Here is an 18535-nt window from a genome sequence, read left to right as displayed (position 1 = left end):
GGCCAAAGCCGGGCAGGCCTGGCGGGAAAAGCGCCCGCCAAGCCTGCCCGGCTTCGACCAGCCTAAAGCACCCGAACCCATGTCAAATCGAGCCTCGGTGGGCTGGTTCCGGGTCCGATGTGGCGCGGTGGGGCCGGTGGCATCGGAGGGCGGGCGATGAGGCCTGAATCGATTGGGAACTAGCTGTTACTCGAAGTTACCCCTAACCTCGCGGTATGGGTGAACTCGCCGGTAACAACACCGACTACGACGTCGTGGTGGTGGGCTCGGGCTTCGGTGGCAGCGTCGCCGCCCTCCGGCTCACCGAGAAGGGCTACCGCGTGGCCGTCATCGAGGCCGGCCGGCGGTTCGCCGACGACGAGTTCGCCAAGACGTCCTGGGACCTGCGCCGCTACCTGTGGGCACCGGCGCTCGGCTGCTACGGCATCCAGCGCATCCACGCCCTGCGCAGCGTGATGATCCTGGCCGGGTCCGGCGTCGGCGGCGGGTCGCTCGTGTACGCCAACACCCTGTACCGGCCGCTCAAGCCGTTCTACGCCGACCGGCAGTGGGCGCACATCACCGACTGGGAAGCCGAGCTGGCCCCGTTCTACGACCAGGCGAGCCGGATGCTGGGCGTGGTGCAGAACCCGACCACCACACCGTCGGACGTGGTGATGCGGCGCGTCGCCGAGGACATGGGCGTCGCCGACACGTACCACCCGACGCCGGTCGGCGTGTTCTTCGGCGAGCCGGGCAAGCCCGCTGACGACCCGTACTTCGGCGGCGCCGGCCCGAGCCGGACCGGCTGCACGCAGTGCGGCGCGTGCATGTCCGGCTGCCGCGTGGGCGCGAAGAACACCCTGGTCAAGAACTACCTCTACCTCGCCGAGCGCAACGGCGCGCGGGTGCTGCCGCTGACCACCGTGACCGACCTGCGCCAGGCCCCGGACGGCACGTGGGCGGTCGGTACCCGGCGCACCGGCGGCAAGCTGCGCAAGGGCCGCCGCACGATCACCGCGAACCAGGTCGTGCTGGCCGCCGGCACGTGGGGCACCCAGCAGCTGCTGCACCGGATGAAGGCCGAAGGCGCCCTGCCGAACCTCTCACCCAAGCTCGGCGAGCTGACCAGGACGAACTCCGAGTCGATCATCGGCGCGGCCCGGTTCACCGTGGACGAGGAGCGCAACTTCAGCCAGGGCGTGGCGATCACGTCCTCCATCCACCCCGACGAGCAGACCCACATCGAGCCGGTCCGCTACGGCAAGGGCAGCAACGCCATGGGCCTGCTCCAGACCCTGGCCACGGACGGCGCGAAGTCGACCCCGCGCATCGTGCAGTTCCTCTCCCAGGCGGTCCGCCACCCGCTGCGGCTGGCCCGGCTCATGTCCGTGCACCGGTGGAGCGAGCGGACGGTGATCCTGCTGGTGATGCAGAGCCTGGACAACTCCATCACCACGTTCACCAAGAAGGGCCTGTTCGGTCGAAAGCTCACCTCGAAGCAGGGCCACGGGCAGCCGAACCCGACGTTCATCGAAGCCGGCCACGAGGCCAACCTGCTCGCGGCCAAGCACATCGACGGCATCGCCGGCGGCACTTGGGGCGAGCTGTTCAACATCCCCCTGACCGCGCACTTCATCGGCGGCTGCCCGATCGGCTCGGACCCGTCCAGCGGTGTCATCGACCCTTACCACCGGGTCTACGGCTACCCGGGGCTGTCCGTGGTCGACGGCGCGGCGATCTCGGCCAACCTGGGCGTGAACCCGTCGCTCACCATCACCGCGCAGGCCGAGCGGGCGTTCTCGGTGTGGCCGAACAAGGGCGAGCCGGACCACCGCCCCGACCAGTCGGCGCGCTACCGCCGGATCGCACCCGTGGCGCCGAAGAAGCCGGCCGTCCCCGCCGACGCCCCCGGTGCCCTGCGGCTGCCGATCGTGGAGGTCAAGTCGACCTGATCGCCCTATGGTGGGTGGTGTGGCCACGAAGCCGTTCGCGTCCAGCGCCGACCTCACGCCCAAGGAAGAGCGGTTCGTCGAACTCGCCGACGGCGTCTACGCCCTCACCGCCGAAGGCGACCCGAACGTCGGCGCGATCGAGGGCGAGGACTTCTTCGTCTGCGTCGAGGCCCGCGCCACGCCGAAGGCCGCCAGGCGCTGGCTCGACCTGCTCCGCGAGCACACCGACAAACCGGTCCGCCACCTGGTCCTGAGCCACTACCACGCGGTCCGCACGCTGGGCGCGAGCGCGTTCGACGCCACCGAGATCATCGCGCACGAGAACACCAGGGCGTTGATCGCCGAACGCGGTCGCGAGGACTGGCTCAGCGAGTACGGCCGCATGCCGCGGCTGTTCGAGGAGCCCGCAGGCATCCCCGGCCTGACGTGGCCCACCGTCACGTTCTCCGACCGGCTCACGATCCCGCTCGGCGGTGACCGGGGCGAGGTGGAGCTGCGCTACTGCGGTCGCGGCCACACCGCGGGCGACATCGTGGCGTGGCTGCCGCACCAGCGGATCCTGTTCGCGGGTGACCTGGTCGAGTCGCAGGCCGCCCTCTACACCGGGGACGCGTTCCACGACGAGTGGGCGACGACGACGCTGGACCGGGTGGCCGCGCTGGGCGCCGAGCAGCTCGTCGGCGGACGCGGTGCGCCGGCCCGTGACCGGACCGAGGTCGACGCGGCGATCGCCCAGTCACGGCACTTCCTGGACGAACTGCGCCGCACGGTCGGGACGGTGCACCGCGGCGGCGGCACGGTGAAGGACGCGTTCGAGGCCGCGCACGCCGTGCTGGAGCCGCGCTACGGGCGTTGGCCGATCTTCGAGCACTGCCTGCCGTTCGACGTGCAGCGGTACTGGGACGAGTGCGACGGCGTGGACTGGCCCCGGATCTGGACCGCCGAACGGGACCGAGAGGTGTGGGCGGCGCTGCGATGACACCGGTGCTGGTCGTCGGCGCGGGCCCGGTGGGGCTGGCCACCGCGCTCCTGCTGGCCCGCGCGGGTGTGCCGACGACGGTCCTGGAAGCCGCACCGCACCACCAGGCCACTGGCAGCCGCTCGATCTGCGTCCACCGGGACGTGCTGAACATCCTCGAACGCGTCGGCGTCGGCCAGGCCGTCGTGGACGCGGGCGTCACCTGGTACCGAGGCCGCACCTACTACCGCGACCGCGAAGTGCTCACCGTCGAACTACCCCGCACCGACGGCTTCCCACCGTTCGTGAACACACCACAGACCGCCGTAGAACAAGTACTGCACGCAAAAGCGGCAGCCGAACCCCTCATCACCGTCCACTTCGGGCAGCGCGTCGAACGCATCCACCGAACCGACCACGTCACGCTCCGCACCCAAGACCGCACCTTCGAGGGCACGCACTGCGTCGCCGCCGACGGCGCCCACTCCACCGTCCGACACCTGCTCGGCATCCCGTTCGAGGGCCACTCCTACACCGACCGGTTCGTCATCGCCGACATCCACGTCGACCTCGGCCACGCCGAGCCGGAGCGCCGCTTCTACTTCGACCCGCCGTGGAACCCCGGCCGCCAGGTCCTGGTCCACCCGCAACCGGACGGCGTGCACCGGATCGACTGGCAGGTCCCCGAGGACTTCGAGCTCACCGCCGAGCACGTCCGCGCCATCACCGGTGACCGCCCGTACGAGATCCTCTGGCAGTCCACCTACCGCTTCCACCAGCGGCGGGCCACCCGCTTCCGCGTCGGCGACGTCCTGCTCGCGGGCGACGCCGCCCACGTGATGAGCCCGTTCGGCGCCCGCGGCCTCAACTCCGGCATCTGCGACGCCGACAACGCCGCGTGGAAGATCGCCCTCGACCGGGCGGGCGAGGCGGGCCCGCACCTCCTCGACTCCTACCACCACGAACGCGCCGCGGCCGCCGACGAGAACCTCCGGATCACCGACGCCACGATGCGCTTCCTCGTGCCGCGGACCGAAGCCGAACGCGCCCACCGCCACCACGTCCTGACGAACGGCCTCACCGACCGGATCGATTCCGGCCGCCTCTTCGAACCGTTCGCCTACCGGGATTCGCCCCTGACCACCAACGGCGGCGGCGAACTCCGCCCGGGCAGTCGCCGCTACGGCCCCGGCTTCACCGTCGAGGGCGACACCCTGGTCCGCCCCGACGGCCACACCGCCGCGACCGCGACCGACCTCACCGCGGCGCTGCGCCGTGCCAAGGGCTTCACCTCCGCCGAGGCGTCACAGTGAACCCGTCCGGCTTCAACGTCAGCATCTCGGCCACCCGCAACTCGTAGTCACCCGGCGCGACCAGGTCGTACCGCCGCAGCACCGTGGCCAGCGCCAACGTCGCCTCGTGCACCGCGAACTGCCGCCCGATGCACGCCCGTTCCCCCGTCCCGAACGGCTTGTGGACGTGCGCGGGCCGGGCCTTCACCTCCGCGGGCGCGAACCGGTCCGGGTCGAACGCCTCCGGCGACGGCCACACCGACGGATCCCGGTGCACCAGCGGCAGCAGCACCAGCGCCCACTGCCCGGCCCGCATGGGGTACCGCCCGCCGAGCACGGTGTCCGCCCGCGCCTCCCGGGCGAACCCCGGCGCCGTCGGCCACAGCCGCAACGCCTCGTCCAACACCCGCCGCAGGTACCGCAGCTTCGTGACCTGCTCGAACTCCGGCACGTCCGCCGAACCCCACACCGCGTCGATCTCGGCGCGGGCCTTCTCGACCACCTCGGGGTGCCGTGACAGGTAGTACAGCGCGAACGACAGCGCACCGGACGTCGTCTCGTGCCCCGCGATCAGGAACGTGATCACCTGGTTGCGGATGTTCACCTCGTCCAGCTCGCCCGACGCCAGCATCAGCCCGAGCAGGTCCGACCCGCCCGACCCCCGCCGCGACCGCACGACCTCGTCCACGACCTCCGCCAGGAACGCGAGATCAGCCCGGTAACGCTCCTCTGCCGCCCGCCCCAGCAACCGGCCGACCACCGGCAGCACGAAGTTCTTGCGCTGCGCGTGCCGCAACGACCCGATCATCGCCCGCACGAACGGGTGGGCCTCGGCCCGCGAGAACGACTCGAACGAGTACCCGAATCCGACCCGCCCGATGGTCTCCAGCGTCAGGTTCGTCATGTCCGCCGACACGTCGACCACCCCGCCGCGGTCCCACTTCGCTACCAGCTGGGCGGTCACGTCCACCATCGTCGGGTGGTAGGCGCGCATGGCGCTCTGGGTGAACGCGGGCAGCAGCACCTCGTGCGCCGCCTTCCAGTTCGGCTCTTCGTTGTACGCGGTGAACAGCCCGTCGCCGCCGACGTCCCGCAACGCCTCCACGCCCAGCGCCAGGTGCTTGGCGAACCGCGACTCGTCCGCCAGGTCGGCCGCCAGCGCCGCACCGCCGACGAACAGGACCTCCTGGTTCAGGAACCGCCGGGTGAAGATGGGCCCGAGCTCGCGCCCCAACCGCATCGTGTCCTGCACCGGTGTGCGCGGGTTCGTGCCCAGGACGTCACCCAGGAACGGCACCCGCCACCGCGGGTGCGGGATCGCGGGCGCCGTCACCGCTTGCCCCGGTTCGCCGCGCTCATCCGCCGCATCACCTCGTCGTTCGACAACCGCCGCTGCAACCGCGAAGAGAACGCCGGGAACGCCCCACCGAGCACGCCCGCCACCCGCAGCTCGGGCGGTGCCACGTTCACCTCGGCCCGGTCGCGCTCCACCGCGTCCAGCACACCCTCTGCCACCTGTTCGGGTGACACGGTCCGCATGCCGGCGGGTGGCTTCGCGCCTGTGTCGGCGAACATCCCGGCGTCCCGCACGAACCCGGGCTGCACGATCGACACCCCCACCCCGCTGCCGTGCAGGTCCTCCCGCAGCCCCAACGCGAAGCCGCGCAGCCCGAACTTCGTCGCGTTGTAGAGCGAGGCGTAGGCCGACGCCACCTTGCCCGACAACGACCCGATGAGCACGACGTGCCCACGCCGCGCGGCGACCATCGACGGCACCAGGCCGTGGGCCAGGGCGATCGGCGCCTCCAGGTTCACCGCCAACGCCCGCTTCACCTGCTCCTCGGTGAAGTCGAGCAACGCACCGTTGGCCGGCAGCGCCGCGTTGGCGACCAACACGTCCACCGCACCCACCTCCGCGATCAACCGCGCGACCCCGTCGGCCTCCGCCAGGTCCGCCACCACGGCCCGTCCGCCGACCTCGTCGGCCAGTCGTTCCAGCTCGGCGACCTTCCGCCCGGTCAGCACCAGCTTCGCCCCGCGACGGGCGAACCCCCGTGCGATGGCGTGCCCGATCCCGCCCGTCGCACCCGTCAACAACACCGTCGAGCCCGTCAACCGCATGTGCGCCCACCTCTCGTTCGTTCGAACGAACAGTACCGCGAACCCGCCATCCGGGCCCATGGCGGACAATGAACGACATGACGAGACCGGCCGAGACGAGGCAGCGGATCATCGCGGCCGTGCTGCGGATCATCGGTGACGACGGCATCGCCGGCGTGACGAACCGGCGCATCGCCCAGGAAGCGGGCGTCTCGCTGGGCTCCGTCACCTACCACTTCGCCACCCAGCAGGACCTGCTGCGGGAGAGCCTGCGCCACTTCGTCACCGAGGAGACGAGGCGGTTCGGCGACCTCGCCACCCAGAACGAAACCGCCTGCGCCGACCTGACGCAGGTCGTCGACATCGTCGGCCAGGTGGCCGAAGCCACCGGCACCGACAGCGAGCGCATCGCACCCTACGAGCTCTACCTGCACGCCGGCCGCGACCCGGAACTGCGCGCCGCCGCCGCCGAGTGCTTCGCCGCCTACGACAAGCTCGCGGAGACCGTCCTGGCGTCCATCGGGGTGAAGGACGCCGACCGGGTCGCCGGCGCCGTGGTCGGCATGGTCATGGGCCTCAAACTCCGCGCCATGGCCACGGGCACCCACACCGACGACCTGGTCAACGGCCTGCTGACCCTGGCGAAGGGTGCGCTCAAAGAGTGATGCCGGTGAGCACCATCGTGCGCTCCTCGGTGAAGTCCTCCATCGCCGACCGCACCCCTTCCCGCCCGGTGCCCGACCCCTTCACCCCGCCGTACGGCATCTGGTCGGCCCGGTAGGACGGCACGTCACCGATGATCACCCCACCGACCTCCAACTCCGCCGCCGCCGCGAACGCCACCGTCACGTCCTTGGTGAAGACACCGGCCTGCAGCCCGTACTCGGTCGCGTTGGCCAGCTCGAACGCCTCCTCCACCGAGTCGACCACCGCCACCGCCAACACCGGCCCGAACACCTCCTGGTGCCACAACTTCGCCTCCACCGGCACGTCCTGCACCACCGTCGGCTCCACGGACGTCCCCGTCCGCCCACCGCCGACGTGCAGCACCCCACCACCGGCCACCGCCTGCGCCACCCACTCCTCGACCCGCCGGGCGTTGTCCTCGTCGATCAACGGCCCGACCTCCACCTCGGGGTCGTGCGGATCACCGGTCTTCAACCCCCGCACCGCCGCCACCAACTTGGGCACGAACTCCTCCGCCACCTCCCGGTGCACCAACACCCGCTGCACCGCGATGCACGACTGCCCGCCCTGGTAGTTCCCGAACGTCGCGATCCTCTGCGCCGCGAACTGCAGGTCGTCCCAATCCGGGCAGACGATCGCCGCCGAATTCGAGCCCAACTCCATCACCACGTGCTTGCGCGGCGCGGAGTCCATCAACGACCACCCCACCGCCGTCGACCCAGTGAACGAAATGACCGGCAACCGCTCATCCGCCACCAAGCTTTTCATGTCCGACCCGCGCACCGGCAACACGGAGAACGCCCCCTCGGGCAACCCCGTCTCCGCCAACAACTCACCCAACAACAACGCCGACAACGGCGTAGCCGACGCCGGTTTCACGATGACCGGCGCCCCCACCGCCAACGCCGGCGCCACCTTGTGCGCCACCAGGTTCAACGGGAAGTTGAACGGCGCCACCGCCAACACGGGCCCACGCGGCACCCGCCGCACCACCGCCATCCGCCCTTCCCCACCGGCATCGGTATCCAACCGCTGCAGGTCCCCGGTAAACCGCCGCGCCTCCTCCGCCGCAAACCGAAACGTGTTCACCGCCCGCTGAACCTCGACCTCGGCCCACTTCAACGGCTTCCCGTTCTCCGCCGTGATCGTCTCCGCGATCTCCTCCGCCCGCTCCCCGAGCGCCCGCGACACCTGCAACAACGCCTCCGCCCGCACGTGCGCCGGCGTGCGCCGAAACTCCTTCACCACCCCCGCCGCCGCCGCGACGGCCCGCTCCACCTGCTCCGCCCCCGGCACCGCCACCGACGCCACCTCCGTCCCATCGAACGGATGGTGCACCGCAAGAGCTGAAACGCCCTGCTCAGCGTGTCCAGCAATCCAACAGGGCCGTGGCTGAGGCGTGAACGCGTCCATGCCGCAACCGTAAGCCCAACCAACCGACTTGACCATCGGACCCACATCGGAACCGCAAAGGCCCGAAGGCTTGCAGGCCACCCGCCCACAACGGACCCGCAACAAATCCACCGAGGCCCGATTTTACATGGGGTTCGGGTGCTTTAGGCTGGTCGAAGCCGGGCAGGCTTGGCGGGCGCTTTATCCGCCAGGCCTGCCCGGCTTTGGCCTGCCTGGAGTGCCCGTAAGGGGCCCCATGTCAAATCGAGCCGGCCCCAACCACAAGTCGCCCCTACATACTCAAAAGATTATCCTTCACATACTCCACATGTCCCAGATAATACGCCTCATGTCCCTCTTCCCGCTGCCTCCAAAACTCAGGCCTCTCCCGGATCATCCCCACCATGTCCTCCAACCGCGCCAACACCCACCGTCCCAACCCCTCGACTCCCACCCCATACGCCTCGCAAAACAACCTCGCCCGCCGCCACTGCTCCTCAACCCCGCCGAACTCCGGCGAAAACGGCACCAAACAATACGCCGTGTACGCCAAATCCCACCACCGAGGCCCCGGCCGCGCTCCGTCGAAATCGAACACCCCCACCGGCATCCCATCCCGGAACACCATGTTGTAAGGCGCGAGATCGTTGTGGCAGATCACCTCCACCGGCTCCACCGCCGGAAACTGCCACCCCTCCCCGACACCCACCAACCCCACCGACGCGTCGTGCAACCTCCGCACCATCCGCGCCACCGCCACCAACACCTCGTCCGACCGCAACTCCTCCCGCAACGGCGGGTGGCCGACCTCACCCTCCAGGTACGACAACACCTCCCGCCGCTCACCACCGACCTCGATCACCCCGTGCACCACCGGCGAAAGGCCAAGCGGCGCAAGGTGTTCCAGCAACCGGTGCACGTTGGGCGTCCACGGACCGGTCGGCCGGCGAACCGTCGACCCGACCCGCACGACCTCGTTGAGCCCGCCTCCGGTGAGCGCTTCCTCTTCCACGCATGACATCCTTCACCTGCGCGGATCCGCCAGACGAGAGGTTTTCCCCCAGTGGCCGAGAGCAGCAACCGCCCTGTGCTGGTAGTCGACTTCGGCGCGCAGTACGCGCAGCTGATCGCCCGGCGAGTCCGGGAGGCGCAGGTCTACTCGGAAGTCGTCCCGCACACCACACCCGTGGCGGAGCTGCTGGAACGCGACCCCGCCGCCATCGTGCTGTCCGGTGGCCCGTCGAGCGTCTACGAACCGGGTGCGCCCCAGGTCGACCCGAAGCTGTTCGACCTGGACGTCCCGGTCTTCGGCATCTGCTACGGCTTCCAAGCCATGGCGGGCGCCCTCGGCGGCACGGTCGAGCACACCGGCACCCGCGAGTACGGCCGCACCGAACTCGGCGTCCAGCACAGCGGCGGCCTGCTGCACGAGGAGCTGCCCGCCAACCACCCGGTGTGGATGAGCCACGGCGACTGCGTCACGAAGGCACCTGACGGCTTCACCGTCACCGCGACCAGCGAGGGCGCACCGGTGGCCGCCTTCGAGCACCCCGAGCGCCGCTTCGCGGGCGTCCAGTACCACCCGGAAGTGGGCCACTCGCCGCACGGCCAGGAGGTGCTGCGCCGGTTCCTGCACGAGATCGCGGGCATCCGGCCGCAGTGGACGACGTCCTCGATCGTGGACGACCAGGTGGCCCGGATCCGCGAGCAGGTCGGCGACGGCAAGGCGATCTGCGGCCTGTCCGGCGGCGTCGACTCCGCGGTGGCCGCCGCCCTCGTCCAGCGGGCCATCGGTGACCGCCTGACCTGCGTCTTCGTCGACCACGGCCTGCTGCGCGCCGGTGAACGCGCCCAGGTCGAACGCGACTTCGTGGCCGCGACCGGTGTCAAGCTGGTCACCGTCGACGCCCGCGAGCGGTTCCTCGACGCGCTCAAGGGCGTCACCGACCCGGAGCAGAAGCGCAAGATCATCGGCCGCGAGTTCATCCGCGTCTTCGAGCAGGCCGAGCGCGACCTCAAGGCCGAGGGCGACTACCAGTTCCTGGTCCAGGGCACGCTCTACCCGGACGTGGTCGAGTCCGGTGGCGGCGCGGGCGCGGCGAACATCAAGAGCCACCACAACGTCGGCGGGCTCCCGGACGACCTGCAGTTCAAGCTGGTCGAGCCCCTCCGCGCCCTCTTCAAGGACGAGGTCCGGCGCGTCGGCACCGAACTGGGCCTGCCGGAAACGATCGTGCAGCGCCAGCCGTTCCCCGGTCCCGGCCTCGGCATCCGGATCATCGGCGAGGTCACCCAGGAGCGCCTGGACATCCTGCGCAGGGCCGACGCGATCGCCCGCGAGGAGCTGACCAGCGCGGGCCTCGACCGCCAGATCTGGCAGTGCCCGGTCGTCCTGCTCGCCGACGTGCGCAGCGTGGGCGTGCAGGGTGACGGCCGCACGTACGGCCACCCGGTGGTCCTGCGCCCGGTGTCCAGTGAGGACGCCATGACCGCGGACTGGACCCGCCTGCCGTACGACGTGCTGGAGCGCATCTCGACCCGCATCACCAACGAGGTGGCCGAGGTGAACCGCGTGGTGCTGGACGTGACGAGCAAGCCGCCGGGCACGATCGAGTGGGAATAGCGAAAGCCCGTCCTGGGCATGAGCGAAAGGCCCGTCCTCCCCAGGACGGGCCTTTCGCTTTCACTTCCCCCGCACGACCCCCTCGATCACAACCCCTTGCCCCACCCCTACCGACGCCGTCGCGCCGATCCCGCCAGCAACCCCAACCCGATCACCATCGCCCCTCCGGCCAAGGCCCACCTCAGGTCGAGGAACTCCGGCCAGGCCGCACCGTCGGAGAGCATGTAGGCGGCGGCGACCAGGGCCGCGACCCCGAACACCAGCCCCACCACGTCGACCCCGCGCTTCTCGATCGAATCCTGGTCAGCCACGACTCACCTCCACCTCTCCGACATCGCTGCGCACGTCCAGCACGATCTTCAACCCGCCCGGCCCGTCGGCGCCGTAGTCCGTGTCCTCGTGGTGGTTGCCCTCACCACCGGACTCGTTGCCGAGGCAGTTCATCGAACCCAGGTCCGTCCGGCAGTTCACCGTCACGTCCGCGTCCGCGGGCACCTTCACCGCCGCCCGGCCCAGCCCCACCTCGACCTCGGTCGTCACCGACCCGCTGTTCGGCAACGCGGTCAGGTCCAGATCCACCTCGCCCACGCTCGCCTCGTACCGCTCCTGCACCTCGCCCACCGTCGTCGGCCGGTGCTCGGTCCTGCCCATCTGCCTCGCGTCCACGTCGAAGTCCACCGAGGTCAGCACCACCCCGACGAACGACAGCGGCACGACCAGCCAGATCAGCCCGCGACCTCCGCCACCGCGCAACGAGCCGAGCACCATCCCCGCGCCCAGCACCGCCACCAACAACCCCAGCACGTGGTGCGCGTGGAACCAGTCCGAGTACGACGACGCCACCAGCGACCCGGCCAGCACGACCAGCGCCGCGCCGAACGTCGCCACACCCACCCGCGACTTGCGCGGCCGCACCGCCGGCACGGCCGACGCGCTCGCCGGCTCCGGCGTCCCGCCCGGCTCGGGCAGGTCCCACGCGAACGGCGCCGCGCCAAGCGGGTCCCACGCCGGTGGCGTCACGCGATCCGTCGGGTGTTCGCCCGTCGACACCTTTGCCCCCACAGAGTCACCGATCCCCAAGCCGCCGGTCCCCAAGCCACCGATCCCGACCTTCGAATCGGGCCGATTGAGCTGCCCGCGGCCGCGGTGCAGCAGGTAGATCGCACCCACGGACAGCAGCACGCCGCCGACCATGGTGAAGCCGCCGTCCACGAAGAACCCGGTCGCCGGCACCACCGCGAGCCCCAACAGCACCGTCAACGCCGTGGGCGTCGAGCTGTGGCCGCGCCCGAGCAGCGCCTCCGCGGGTGACACCTCGTCGTCGCCCTGCGCCAGCAACAACCAGCCGAGCAGGTAGATGAGCAGACCGGCGCCGTTGCACAGCGCCATGGCCACGAACGCCACCCGGACGATCACCGGGTCGATCTGGTACCGCTGGGCGATACCGGCGGCGACACCGGCGATCTTGCGACCGTCGTGGGGCCGCCTGGGCCGCGTGGCCCAGAAGTCCTTCAGCGTCTCTTCGACGCTGGCTGCGCTGATGCTCCCGCTCACGACGACCAGCTTGCTCAACCGCGACCTCGCGCACATCGGGGACCCACCCTGAACCGCGCATCGGGTGGAACCCTGATGACCGGCCCCGACCAGCGTGTGACCATCACAGGGTGAGTGTGGAGACGAAGGCCGTCGAGCCGGTGCGCCGCAGGCGGACCGGCCGGGTGGTCGCGGGCGTGGCCGGTGGTGTCGCCGACCACCTCGGCATCGAGGTGTTCTGGGTGCGGGCGGCGTTCGCCGCGCTGACCGCGCTCAACGGCGTCGGCGTGATCGCTTACGGCCTGCTGTGGCTGTTCGTGCCGCAACGCGCGGCCGGCGAGCCGGAGGACGACGCCGCCAACCCGAGGGAACGCCAGCAGGCACTCGGCCTGGTCGCGCTTGGCATCGCCGCCGCCGTGCTGGCCGGCCTGTTCTCCGGACCGGTCAGCGGCTGGATCGCCGGACCGCTCGCCGTCGCCCTCGTCGGCGCGGCCGTGGTGTGGCGCGAGGCCGACGAGGCGCAGCGCCGCCGTTGGCGGGCCGGCGCGAAGTCCGGGATCCTCGGCCGCACGGGCCGCAGCACGATCGTGCGCGTGGCCGCCGGCGTGGCGCTGGTCGCCATCGGCATCGGTGTCCTGCTGGTCAACAGCTACGGCATCGACCAGCTCCGGTTCGCGCTGCTGGCCGTGGTCGCGACCCTGGGCGGGGTGGCGGTGCTCACCGTGCCGCTGTGGATCAAGCTGATCAACGACCTGGGCGAGGAGCGCCGGGTCCGCATCCGCACCGAGGAACGCGCCGAGATCGCCGCCCACCTGCACGACTCCGTGCTCCAGACGCTCGCCCTGATCCAGAAGCAGGCCGAGCAGCCGCGCGAGGTCAAGCGCCTGGCCCGCGGCCAGGAGCGTCAGTTGCGCGAATGGCTGTACGGGCGGGTCGTGGAGGACAACAACGAGCCGACCACCGTGTCCGCCGCGATCGCCAAGGCCGCGGGCGAGGTCGAGGACAGCTTCGCGCTGGCCGTGCAGCAGGTGGTGGTCGGCGACTGCCTCCTCGACCCGAACCTGTACGCCGTGGTGCAGGCCGCCCGCGAGGCGATGGTCAACGCGGCCAAGCACGCGGGCGTGGCCGAGATCAGCGTGTACGGCGAAGTCGAGCCGGAACGCGTCACCGTCTTCGTCCGCGACCGGGGCAAGGGCTTCGACCCGGACACGGTTCCGGAGGACCGGCATGGCCTCGCCGACTCCATTGGGGGGAGGATGGAGCGGCACGGCGGCGAAGTCCGGATCCGCACCCGGCTGGGTGAGGGCACGGAGGTGCAGCTGATGATGCCGAGGAAGACCGCAGACAAGCGAGAGACGGGGGCCAGGACATGACCGTTCGGGTGTTCCTGGTGGACGACCACGCGTTGTTCCGCGCCGGGGTGCGGGCCGAGCTGGACTCGATCACCGACGAGATCGAGGTCGTCGGCGAGGCCGGTTCGGTCGGCGAGGCCGTCGCCGGGATCGGGCACCACCGCCCGGACGTGGTGCTGCTCGACGTGCACATGCCCGACGGCGGCGGCGCGGAGGTGCTGCGGCAGGTGCGCACGGCGTTGCCCGAGGTGGTGTTCCTGGCGCTGTCGGTGTCCGACGCGGCCGAGGACGTGATCGCGGTCATCCGCGCCGGTGCGCGCGGGTACGTGACGAAGACCATCTCCAGCCAGGAGCTGGTGCGCGCGGTCGTGCGGGTCTCCGAGGGCGACGCGGTGTTCAGCCCCCGGCTGGCCGGGTTCGTGCTGGACGCGTTCGCCGACCGCCCCGGCGCGGCACCGATCAGCGACCCGGAGCTCGACCTGCTGACCCCTCGGGAACGGGACGTGCTGCGGCTGCTGGCGCGCGGTTACGCGTACAAGGAGATCGCGTCGGAGCTGTTCATCTCGGTCAAGACGGTGGAGACGCACGTGTCGAGCGTGCTGCGCAAGACGCAGCTGTCGAACCGGTACGAGCTGTCGCGCTGGGCATCGGACCGGCGCCTGGTCTGACCGGCTGCTAGCCCAGGTGCTCGGAGGAGCTGATCAACAGCCTGCCGTCGACGTGCTCGACCACCAGCTGGTAGAAGCCCGCCACCTCCGACGGGCCCTGCACGAAGGTCACCCGCGTCCTGACGATGAACCTGGTCGGGTGATCCTGCACGGCCTCGAACATGTCGGTGCGCACGTCGTCGTACTGGCTCCAGAACCGCTGGTACTCCTCGAACGGCTGACGGAACGACACGGCCAGGTTCTCGTAGGCCACCGACGTGTTCTCCGGCAGCAGGTCGTAGTGCCGGCGCACCAACCCCGCGGCCGCCTCCGCGTTCGGCGGTGGTGGTGGCGACTGGGACGACGTCGTTTCGGCGTCGAAGCGCCACGGCTGGAGCGCGGCCACCGCGACCGCACCGGCGACGAGCAGCAGCACGACCGCCGCCACGACGGGCGCGAGCCACCGCTTCCGCTTCGTTCCGTCGAGCTCACCCGATTCGGGCTCGGTCCCCCCAGGCTCGTCCTCGACCGGCGGGTCGGCCGTGACCTCCGGTTCGAGGTTGGCCAGCAACTCGACCGCTTCGGCCGCTGAGGGCCGCTCAGCCGGGTCCGAGGCGAGCAACCTGTTCAGCGCACCCGTCAACGCCCCCGAGCGCGTCGGCGGCTCGATCCGGCCCGCCGCGGCACGGTACAGCAGCCCGAAGCTGTTGTCGCTCACCCCGTGCGGCGACTGACCTTCGGTCGCCGCGTACAGCGTCGCACCCAGCGAGAACACGTCCGACGCCTGATCCGGCTGCTCGCCGCGCGCGACCTCGGGCGCCAGGTAGGCGGGCGTGCCGGTGATCATGCCGCTGTCGGTAAGCGTGCCGTCGCCCGCGGCCCGTGAGATGCCGAAATCGGTGAGCTTGACCGTGCCGTCGTGCCCGATGAGCACGTTCGACGGCTTGACGTCCCGGTGCACGATGCCCGCCGCGTGCGCCGCGGCCAGCGCGGCGGCCACCCGACCGCCGATCCTGGCCGCCTCGTCCGGGCTCAGCCTGCCCCGCTCGGCCAGCAGCCCGGCCAGGCTGCGCGAGGGCAGGTACTCCATGACCAGCCAGGGCCGGTCGTCCTCCACCACCACGTCGAACACGGAGATCGCGTCGGGGTGCTGCAGCCGCGCCGCGTTGCGCGCCTCGCGCATGGCCCGCGCCCTGGCCACCTCGACCTCTTCGGCCGTCAGGTCGGGCCAGCGGAGCCGCTTGACCGCCACCTCGCGGTCCAGCAGCTCGTCCCGCGCCCGCCAGACGACGCCCATGGCGCCGCTGCCGATCCGCTCGACCAGCGCGTACCGACCGCCGACTGTCCCCGTCCCCGTCCCCCCGGACTCCGCCACGCCAGCAGGTTAAGCGATGGCGTGGCCCGCGACGATCAGTTGGTCGAGACCAGCTTGGCGAGTTCGCGGTCGAAGTCGATCCACAGGTCCTCCTCGCCGGGCTGCACCACGTCGTAGGTGAGGTCCAGGAACTCGGCGATGGCCTCCGCGTCGGCGGACAGGATCGCGAAGCCCGTGGGCGCGTTCAGCTCCACCAGGACCCGCTCCGGGTCGTCGGCGGCCGGCCGGACCAGGATGTCGCCCTCGCCGGACGACGTGAGCAGGCCGTCGGCCAGCAGGTCCCGGGCGAAGATCCACTCGACCTTGCCCTGGCCGGTGTGGAACAGCACGGCTACCGCGTACGGGTCCTCCGGTTCGTAGTGGAGTTCGGCCTCCACCGGCGCCGGGGCCACGCCCGGGACGAGGAGGTGGAACGTCGTGGTGATGGTGATGCTGTCGTTGCTCATGGCCTGTGGGTTCCCTTCCGAAGTCGTCCCTCTCATGTGAGGAGACGTCCGAGAGGGCGAAACAGGACGCGGAATGCGTGAACACCACGCGATCGGGGGAGACCTGGGTCTCAAGTCCACCCGTTTGCCCAGGACGGTTGTCTCAGTTGGCCGCGGAGCACACCGTACCGATGAGTAACACTGCGTTATAGCAGGTCACTTGAGCGTAGTCACCTTGCCACCGACCGACTCCGCGGTCGACTCCGCGACCAACTCCCCGACCGACTCCCCGACGGCCTCACCCGACTTCTCGCCCGGCTCATCGCCTTCCGGCAACGGCACGATGGCCGTCGCGGGCTGCTTGCGGGTGAGCGCGACGCCGGCGAGCACCACCACCATGCCCAGCACGACGCGGAGGTTGAGCGCCTCGCCGAGGAACAGCGCGCCCAGCAACACCGACACCACGGGCAGCAGGTAGCCGACCATCGTGGCGTTGGTCGCGCCCTCGTCCTCGATGACGCGGTAGTTCAGCACGAACGCCACACCCGTACCGAACACGCCCAGGATCGCCACGGCCACCAGCGGTTGCCAGGACAGGTGCACCGGCTGCATCCCGGCCACCGGCACCACGACCGCCGTCATGCCCGCCGCGGCCACCAGCTGCGCCGAGGAGATCTGCATCGGGGTCAGGCCGCGCCCGGACACCTTGTGCCCGATGTAGGCGTAGCTGACCGCGTAGGACGCCGCCGCGGCCAGGCACGCCAGCGCGCCCCAGCTCGCCAGCCCGGCCTTCTGCCACGGGGCGAAGATGAGCAGCACGCCGGCGAAGCCGAGCACCAGGCCGACGAGCCGGGCCGGGTTGCGCCGCCGGTCCGTGCCCAGGACCAGCCCGATGCCCAGCGCGAACAGCGGCGTGGTGGCGTTCAGCACGCCCGCCACGCCCGAGTCCACCGTCTGCTCGCCCAACGCGAACAGGGCGAACGGCACCGCGCTGCCGAAGAGCGCGGCGAAACTCAAGTGCAGCCAGGACGTCCGGTCCTTCGGGAGCCGCTGCTTGCTCCAGTACACGAGCGCGACGAGCACCAGCGCGCCGAGCGTGGTGCGGGTGAGCGTGATCTGCAGCGGCGAGAGGCCGGTGAGCGCGATCTTGATCCACAGGAAGCTGGAACCCCAGAGCAGGGCCAGGACACCCATCCTGATCAGCGTGCCAGGCTTGTTCACCCCCGTACTCTGCGCGACCACGAAGTATCAGCACAAGTGAATAGAACTGCACGATCCTTAAGCACCGCTGTACGGTTGGGTCATGTTGGACGTGCGACGAATGCAGGTGCTCCGGGCCGTGGTCACCACCGGCTCCATCACCGCCGCGGCGGTCAACCTCGGGTACACGCCCTCGGCCATCAGCCAGCAGGTCTCGGCCCTGGAGAAGCAGGCGGGCCTGCCGCTGCTGGACCGCGTCGGGCGGGGCGTGCGGCCGACCGTGGCGGGCCGCCTGCTCACCGAGCACGCCGCGCACATCACCGACCGGCTGGTCGAGGCCGAGGCGGCGCTGGCCGACCTGCGCGCGGGCCGCACCGGTCGCCTCCGGGTGCGCTACTTCGCCACCGCGGGCGCCGCCCTCGTGCCACCCGCCGTGGCCCTGTTCCGGGCCGACCACGCCGACGTCCAGCTCGACCTCAAGCTCACCGAGCCGGACGACCCGATGGTGGAGGTCGAAGCGGGCCGCGCCGACGTGGCCATCGTCGTGCACCACCGGGGCAGCGAACCACCGCGCGGCGTGCACCTCGTGCACCTGCTGGACGACCCGTACCTGGCCGTGCTGCGGCGCGGCCACGAGCTGACCCGCAAGCGCGTGCTCGACCTCGCCGACCTGGCCGAGGAGCAGTGGGTGGACGCCGTGACGCCGCCCGGACCGTGCCGCGACATCGTGCTCAACGCCTGCGCGGGCGCCGGGTTCGCGCCCAACATCGTGGTGGAGGCCGACGACTACCCGACCGCGCAGGGCTTCGTCGCGGCCGGGCTCGGGGTGACCATCGTGCCGAAGCTCAGCCTCGGCGTCGTGCACCCCGGCGTGGTGGTCCGCAAGCTGCGCCACCCGGAGCCGACCAGGACGATCTGCGCCGCGATCCGCGAGGACGGCGCGGGCTCACCGGCGGTGACCAGCCTGTTGGACGCGCTGAAGGCCTCGGCCCGCTGATCGGCGGGCAGGCTCGGCCG

17 protein-coding genes are annotated in these 18535 nt (G+C 70.9%); 8 read left to right on the top strand and 9 right to left on the bottom strand.

The genetic code is table 11. From position 1 onward, the window contains the following. Positions 1 to 215 precede the first annotated feature (215 nt). From A6A25_RS01285 to A6A25_RS01275, 3 genes are read left to right on the top strand one after another with little or no spacing between them, the layout of a single operon-like run. Positions 216 to 1934 carry an FAD-dependent oxidoreductase gene (locus A6A25_RS01285; protein ID WP_073885855.1) on the top strand — a complete coding sequence of 573 codons (1719 nt, stop codon included), beginning with the start codon at positions 216 to 218 and terminating at the stop codon, positions 1932 to 1934. 19 nt (positions 1935 to 1953) lie between these two features. After that, positions 1954 to 2913, top strand: a complete 960-nt coding sequence (locus A6A25_RS01280) for an MBL fold metallo-hydrolase (RefSeq protein WP_073886348.1) — start codon at positions 1954 to 1956, stop codon at positions 2911 to 2913. Beyond that, on the top strand, positions 2910 to 4205 hold the full coding sequence (locus A6A25_RS01275; RefSeq protein ID WP_083667890.1) for an FAD-dependent monooxygenase: 1296 nt from the start codon (positions 2910 to 2912) through the stop codon (positions 4203 to 4205). The genes A6A25_RS01280 and A6A25_RS01275 overlap by 4 nt, the downstream gene beginning before the upstream one ends. Here the strand turns inward: A6A25_RS01275 and A6A25_RS01270 are convergent. After that, positions 4180 to 5517, bottom strand: a complete 1338-nt coding sequence (locus A6A25_RS01270) for a cytochrome P450 (protein WP_073885854.1) — start codon at positions 5515 to 5517, stop codon at positions 4180 to 4182. The genes A6A25_RS01275 and A6A25_RS01270 overlap by 26 nt on opposite strands. Further along, complete coding sequence (locus A6A25_RS01265) at positions 5514 to 6305, bottom strand: SDR family NAD(P)-dependent oxidoreductase (protein WP_073885853.1); 792 nt, start codon at positions 6303 to 6305, stop codon at positions 5514 to 5516. Before A6A25_RS01265 ends, A6A25_RS01270 begins: the two co-directional genes overlap by 4 nt. Positions 6306 to 6382: 77 nt before the next feature. Here A6A25_RS01265 and A6A25_RS01260 point away from each other — a divergent pair, with 77 nt between their 5' ends. Then, the gene (locus A6A25_RS01260) at positions 6383 to 6949 is read left to right on the top strand and encodes a TetR/AcrR family transcriptional regulator (RefSeq protein ID WP_073886347.1); all 567 of its coding nucleotides are present in this window, start codon (positions 6383 to 6385) and stop codon (positions 6947 to 6949) included. Here A6A25_RS01260 and A6A25_RS01255 read toward each other — a convergent pair. Further along, positions 6939 to 8384, bottom strand: a complete 1446-nt coding sequence (locus A6A25_RS01255) for an aldehyde dehydrogenase family protein (RefSeq protein WP_073885852.1) — start codon at positions 8382 to 8384, stop codon at positions 6939 to 6941. The two genes, A6A25_RS01260 and A6A25_RS01255, sit on opposite strands and share 11 nt — an antisense overlap. A gap of 271 nt (positions 8385 to 8655) precedes the next feature. Beyond that, entirely contained in the window at positions 8656 to 9375 is a 720-nt protein-coding gene (locus tag A6A25_RS01250) for an aminoglycoside phosphotransferase family protein (protein ID WP_198932547.1), read from the bottom strand. Positions 9376 to 9426: 51 nt separating this feature from the next. Here A6A25_RS01250 and guaA point away from each other — a divergent pair, with 51 nt between their 5' ends. Further along, on the top strand, positions 9427 to 10986 hold the full coding sequence (gene guaA / locus A6A25_RS01245) for a glutamine-hydrolyzing GMP synthase (RefSeq protein WP_073885850.1): 1560 nt from the start codon (positions 9427 to 9429) through the stop codon (positions 10984 to 10986). 107 nt (positions 10987 to 11093) lie between these two features. On the opposite strand, the gene A6A25_RS01240 is transcribed toward guaA, so the two are convergent. After that, a complete protein-coding gene (locus A6A25_RS01240; RefSeq protein WP_073885849.1) occupies positions 11094 to 11297 on the bottom strand; it encodes a hypothetical protein in 204 nt (67 codons plus the stop codon). Then, a complete protein-coding gene (locus A6A25_RS01235; protein ID WP_241828453.1) occupies positions 11290 to 12540 on the bottom strand; it encodes a PspC domain-containing protein in 1251 nt (416 codons plus the stop codon). The genes A6A25_RS01240 and A6A25_RS01235 overlap by 8 nt, the downstream gene beginning before the upstream one ends. A gap of 110 nt (positions 12541 to 12650) precedes the next feature. Here A6A25_RS01235 and A6A25_RS01230 point away from each other — a divergent pair, with 110 nt between their 5' ends. Both A6A25_RS01230 and A6A25_RS01225 read left to right on the top strand, forming a co-directional pair. Beyond that, the gene (locus A6A25_RS01230) at positions 12651 to 13892 is read left to right on the top strand and encodes an ATP-binding protein (RefSeq protein WP_241828452.1); all 1242 of its coding nucleotides are present in this window, start codon (positions 12651 to 12653) and stop codon (positions 13890 to 13892) included. After that, positions 13889 to 14539, top strand: coding sequence for a response regulator (locus A6A25_RS01225; protein WP_053721568.1), 651 nt, complete (start codon positions 13889 to 13891; stop codon positions 14537 to 14539). Before A6A25_RS01230 ends, A6A25_RS01225 begins: the two co-directional genes overlap by 4 nt. Before the next feature lie 7 nt (positions 14540 to 14546). Here the strand turns inward: A6A25_RS01225 and A6A25_RS01220 are convergent, their stop codons facing one another. The 3 genes from A6A25_RS01220 to A6A25_RS01210 all read right to left on the bottom strand — a co-directional run bounded on the left by A6A25_RS01220 (position 14547) and on the right by A6A25_RS01210 (position 17539). Continuing rightward, positions 14547 to 15893: a serine/threonine-protein kinase gene (locus A6A25_RS01220; RefSeq protein WP_073885846.1), complete on the bottom strand. Its 1347-nt coding sequence runs from the start codon at positions 15891 to 15893 to the stop codon at positions 14547 to 14549. 35 nt (positions 15894 to 15928) lie between these two features. Then, positions 15929 to 16339, bottom strand: coding sequence for an SsgA family sporulation/cell division regulator (locus A6A25_RS01215; RefSeq protein WP_073885845.1), 411 nt, complete (start codon positions 16337 to 16339; stop codon positions 15929 to 15931). Between the two features lie 195 nt (positions 16340 to 16534). Beyond that, positions 16535 to 17539 carry a DMT family transporter gene (locus A6A25_RS01210; protein WP_380735686.1) on the bottom strand — a complete coding sequence of 335 codons (1005 nt, stop codon included), beginning with the start codon at positions 17537 to 17539 and terminating at the stop codon, positions 16535 to 16537. A gap of 82 nt (positions 17540 to 17621) precedes the next feature. Here A6A25_RS01210 and A6A25_RS01205 point away from each other — a divergent pair, with 82 nt between their 5' ends. Beyond that, positions 17622 to 18515, top strand: a complete 894-nt coding sequence (locus tag A6A25_RS01205; protein WP_073885844.1) for a LysR family transcriptional regulator — start codon at positions 17622 to 17624, stop codon at positions 18513 to 18515. The last annotated feature ends 20 nt before the right edge of the window (positions 18516 to 18535 follow it).

This window comes from Saccharothrix sp. CB00851 (assembly GCF_001905065.1).
Classification (GTDB): domain Bacteria; phylum Actinomycetota; class Actinomycetes; order Mycobacteriales; family Pseudonocardiaceae; genus Actinosynnema.
The sequence above is the reverse complement of the archived record's forward strand: the minus strand, read 5'-3'. Positions and strand labels throughout refer to the sequence as shown.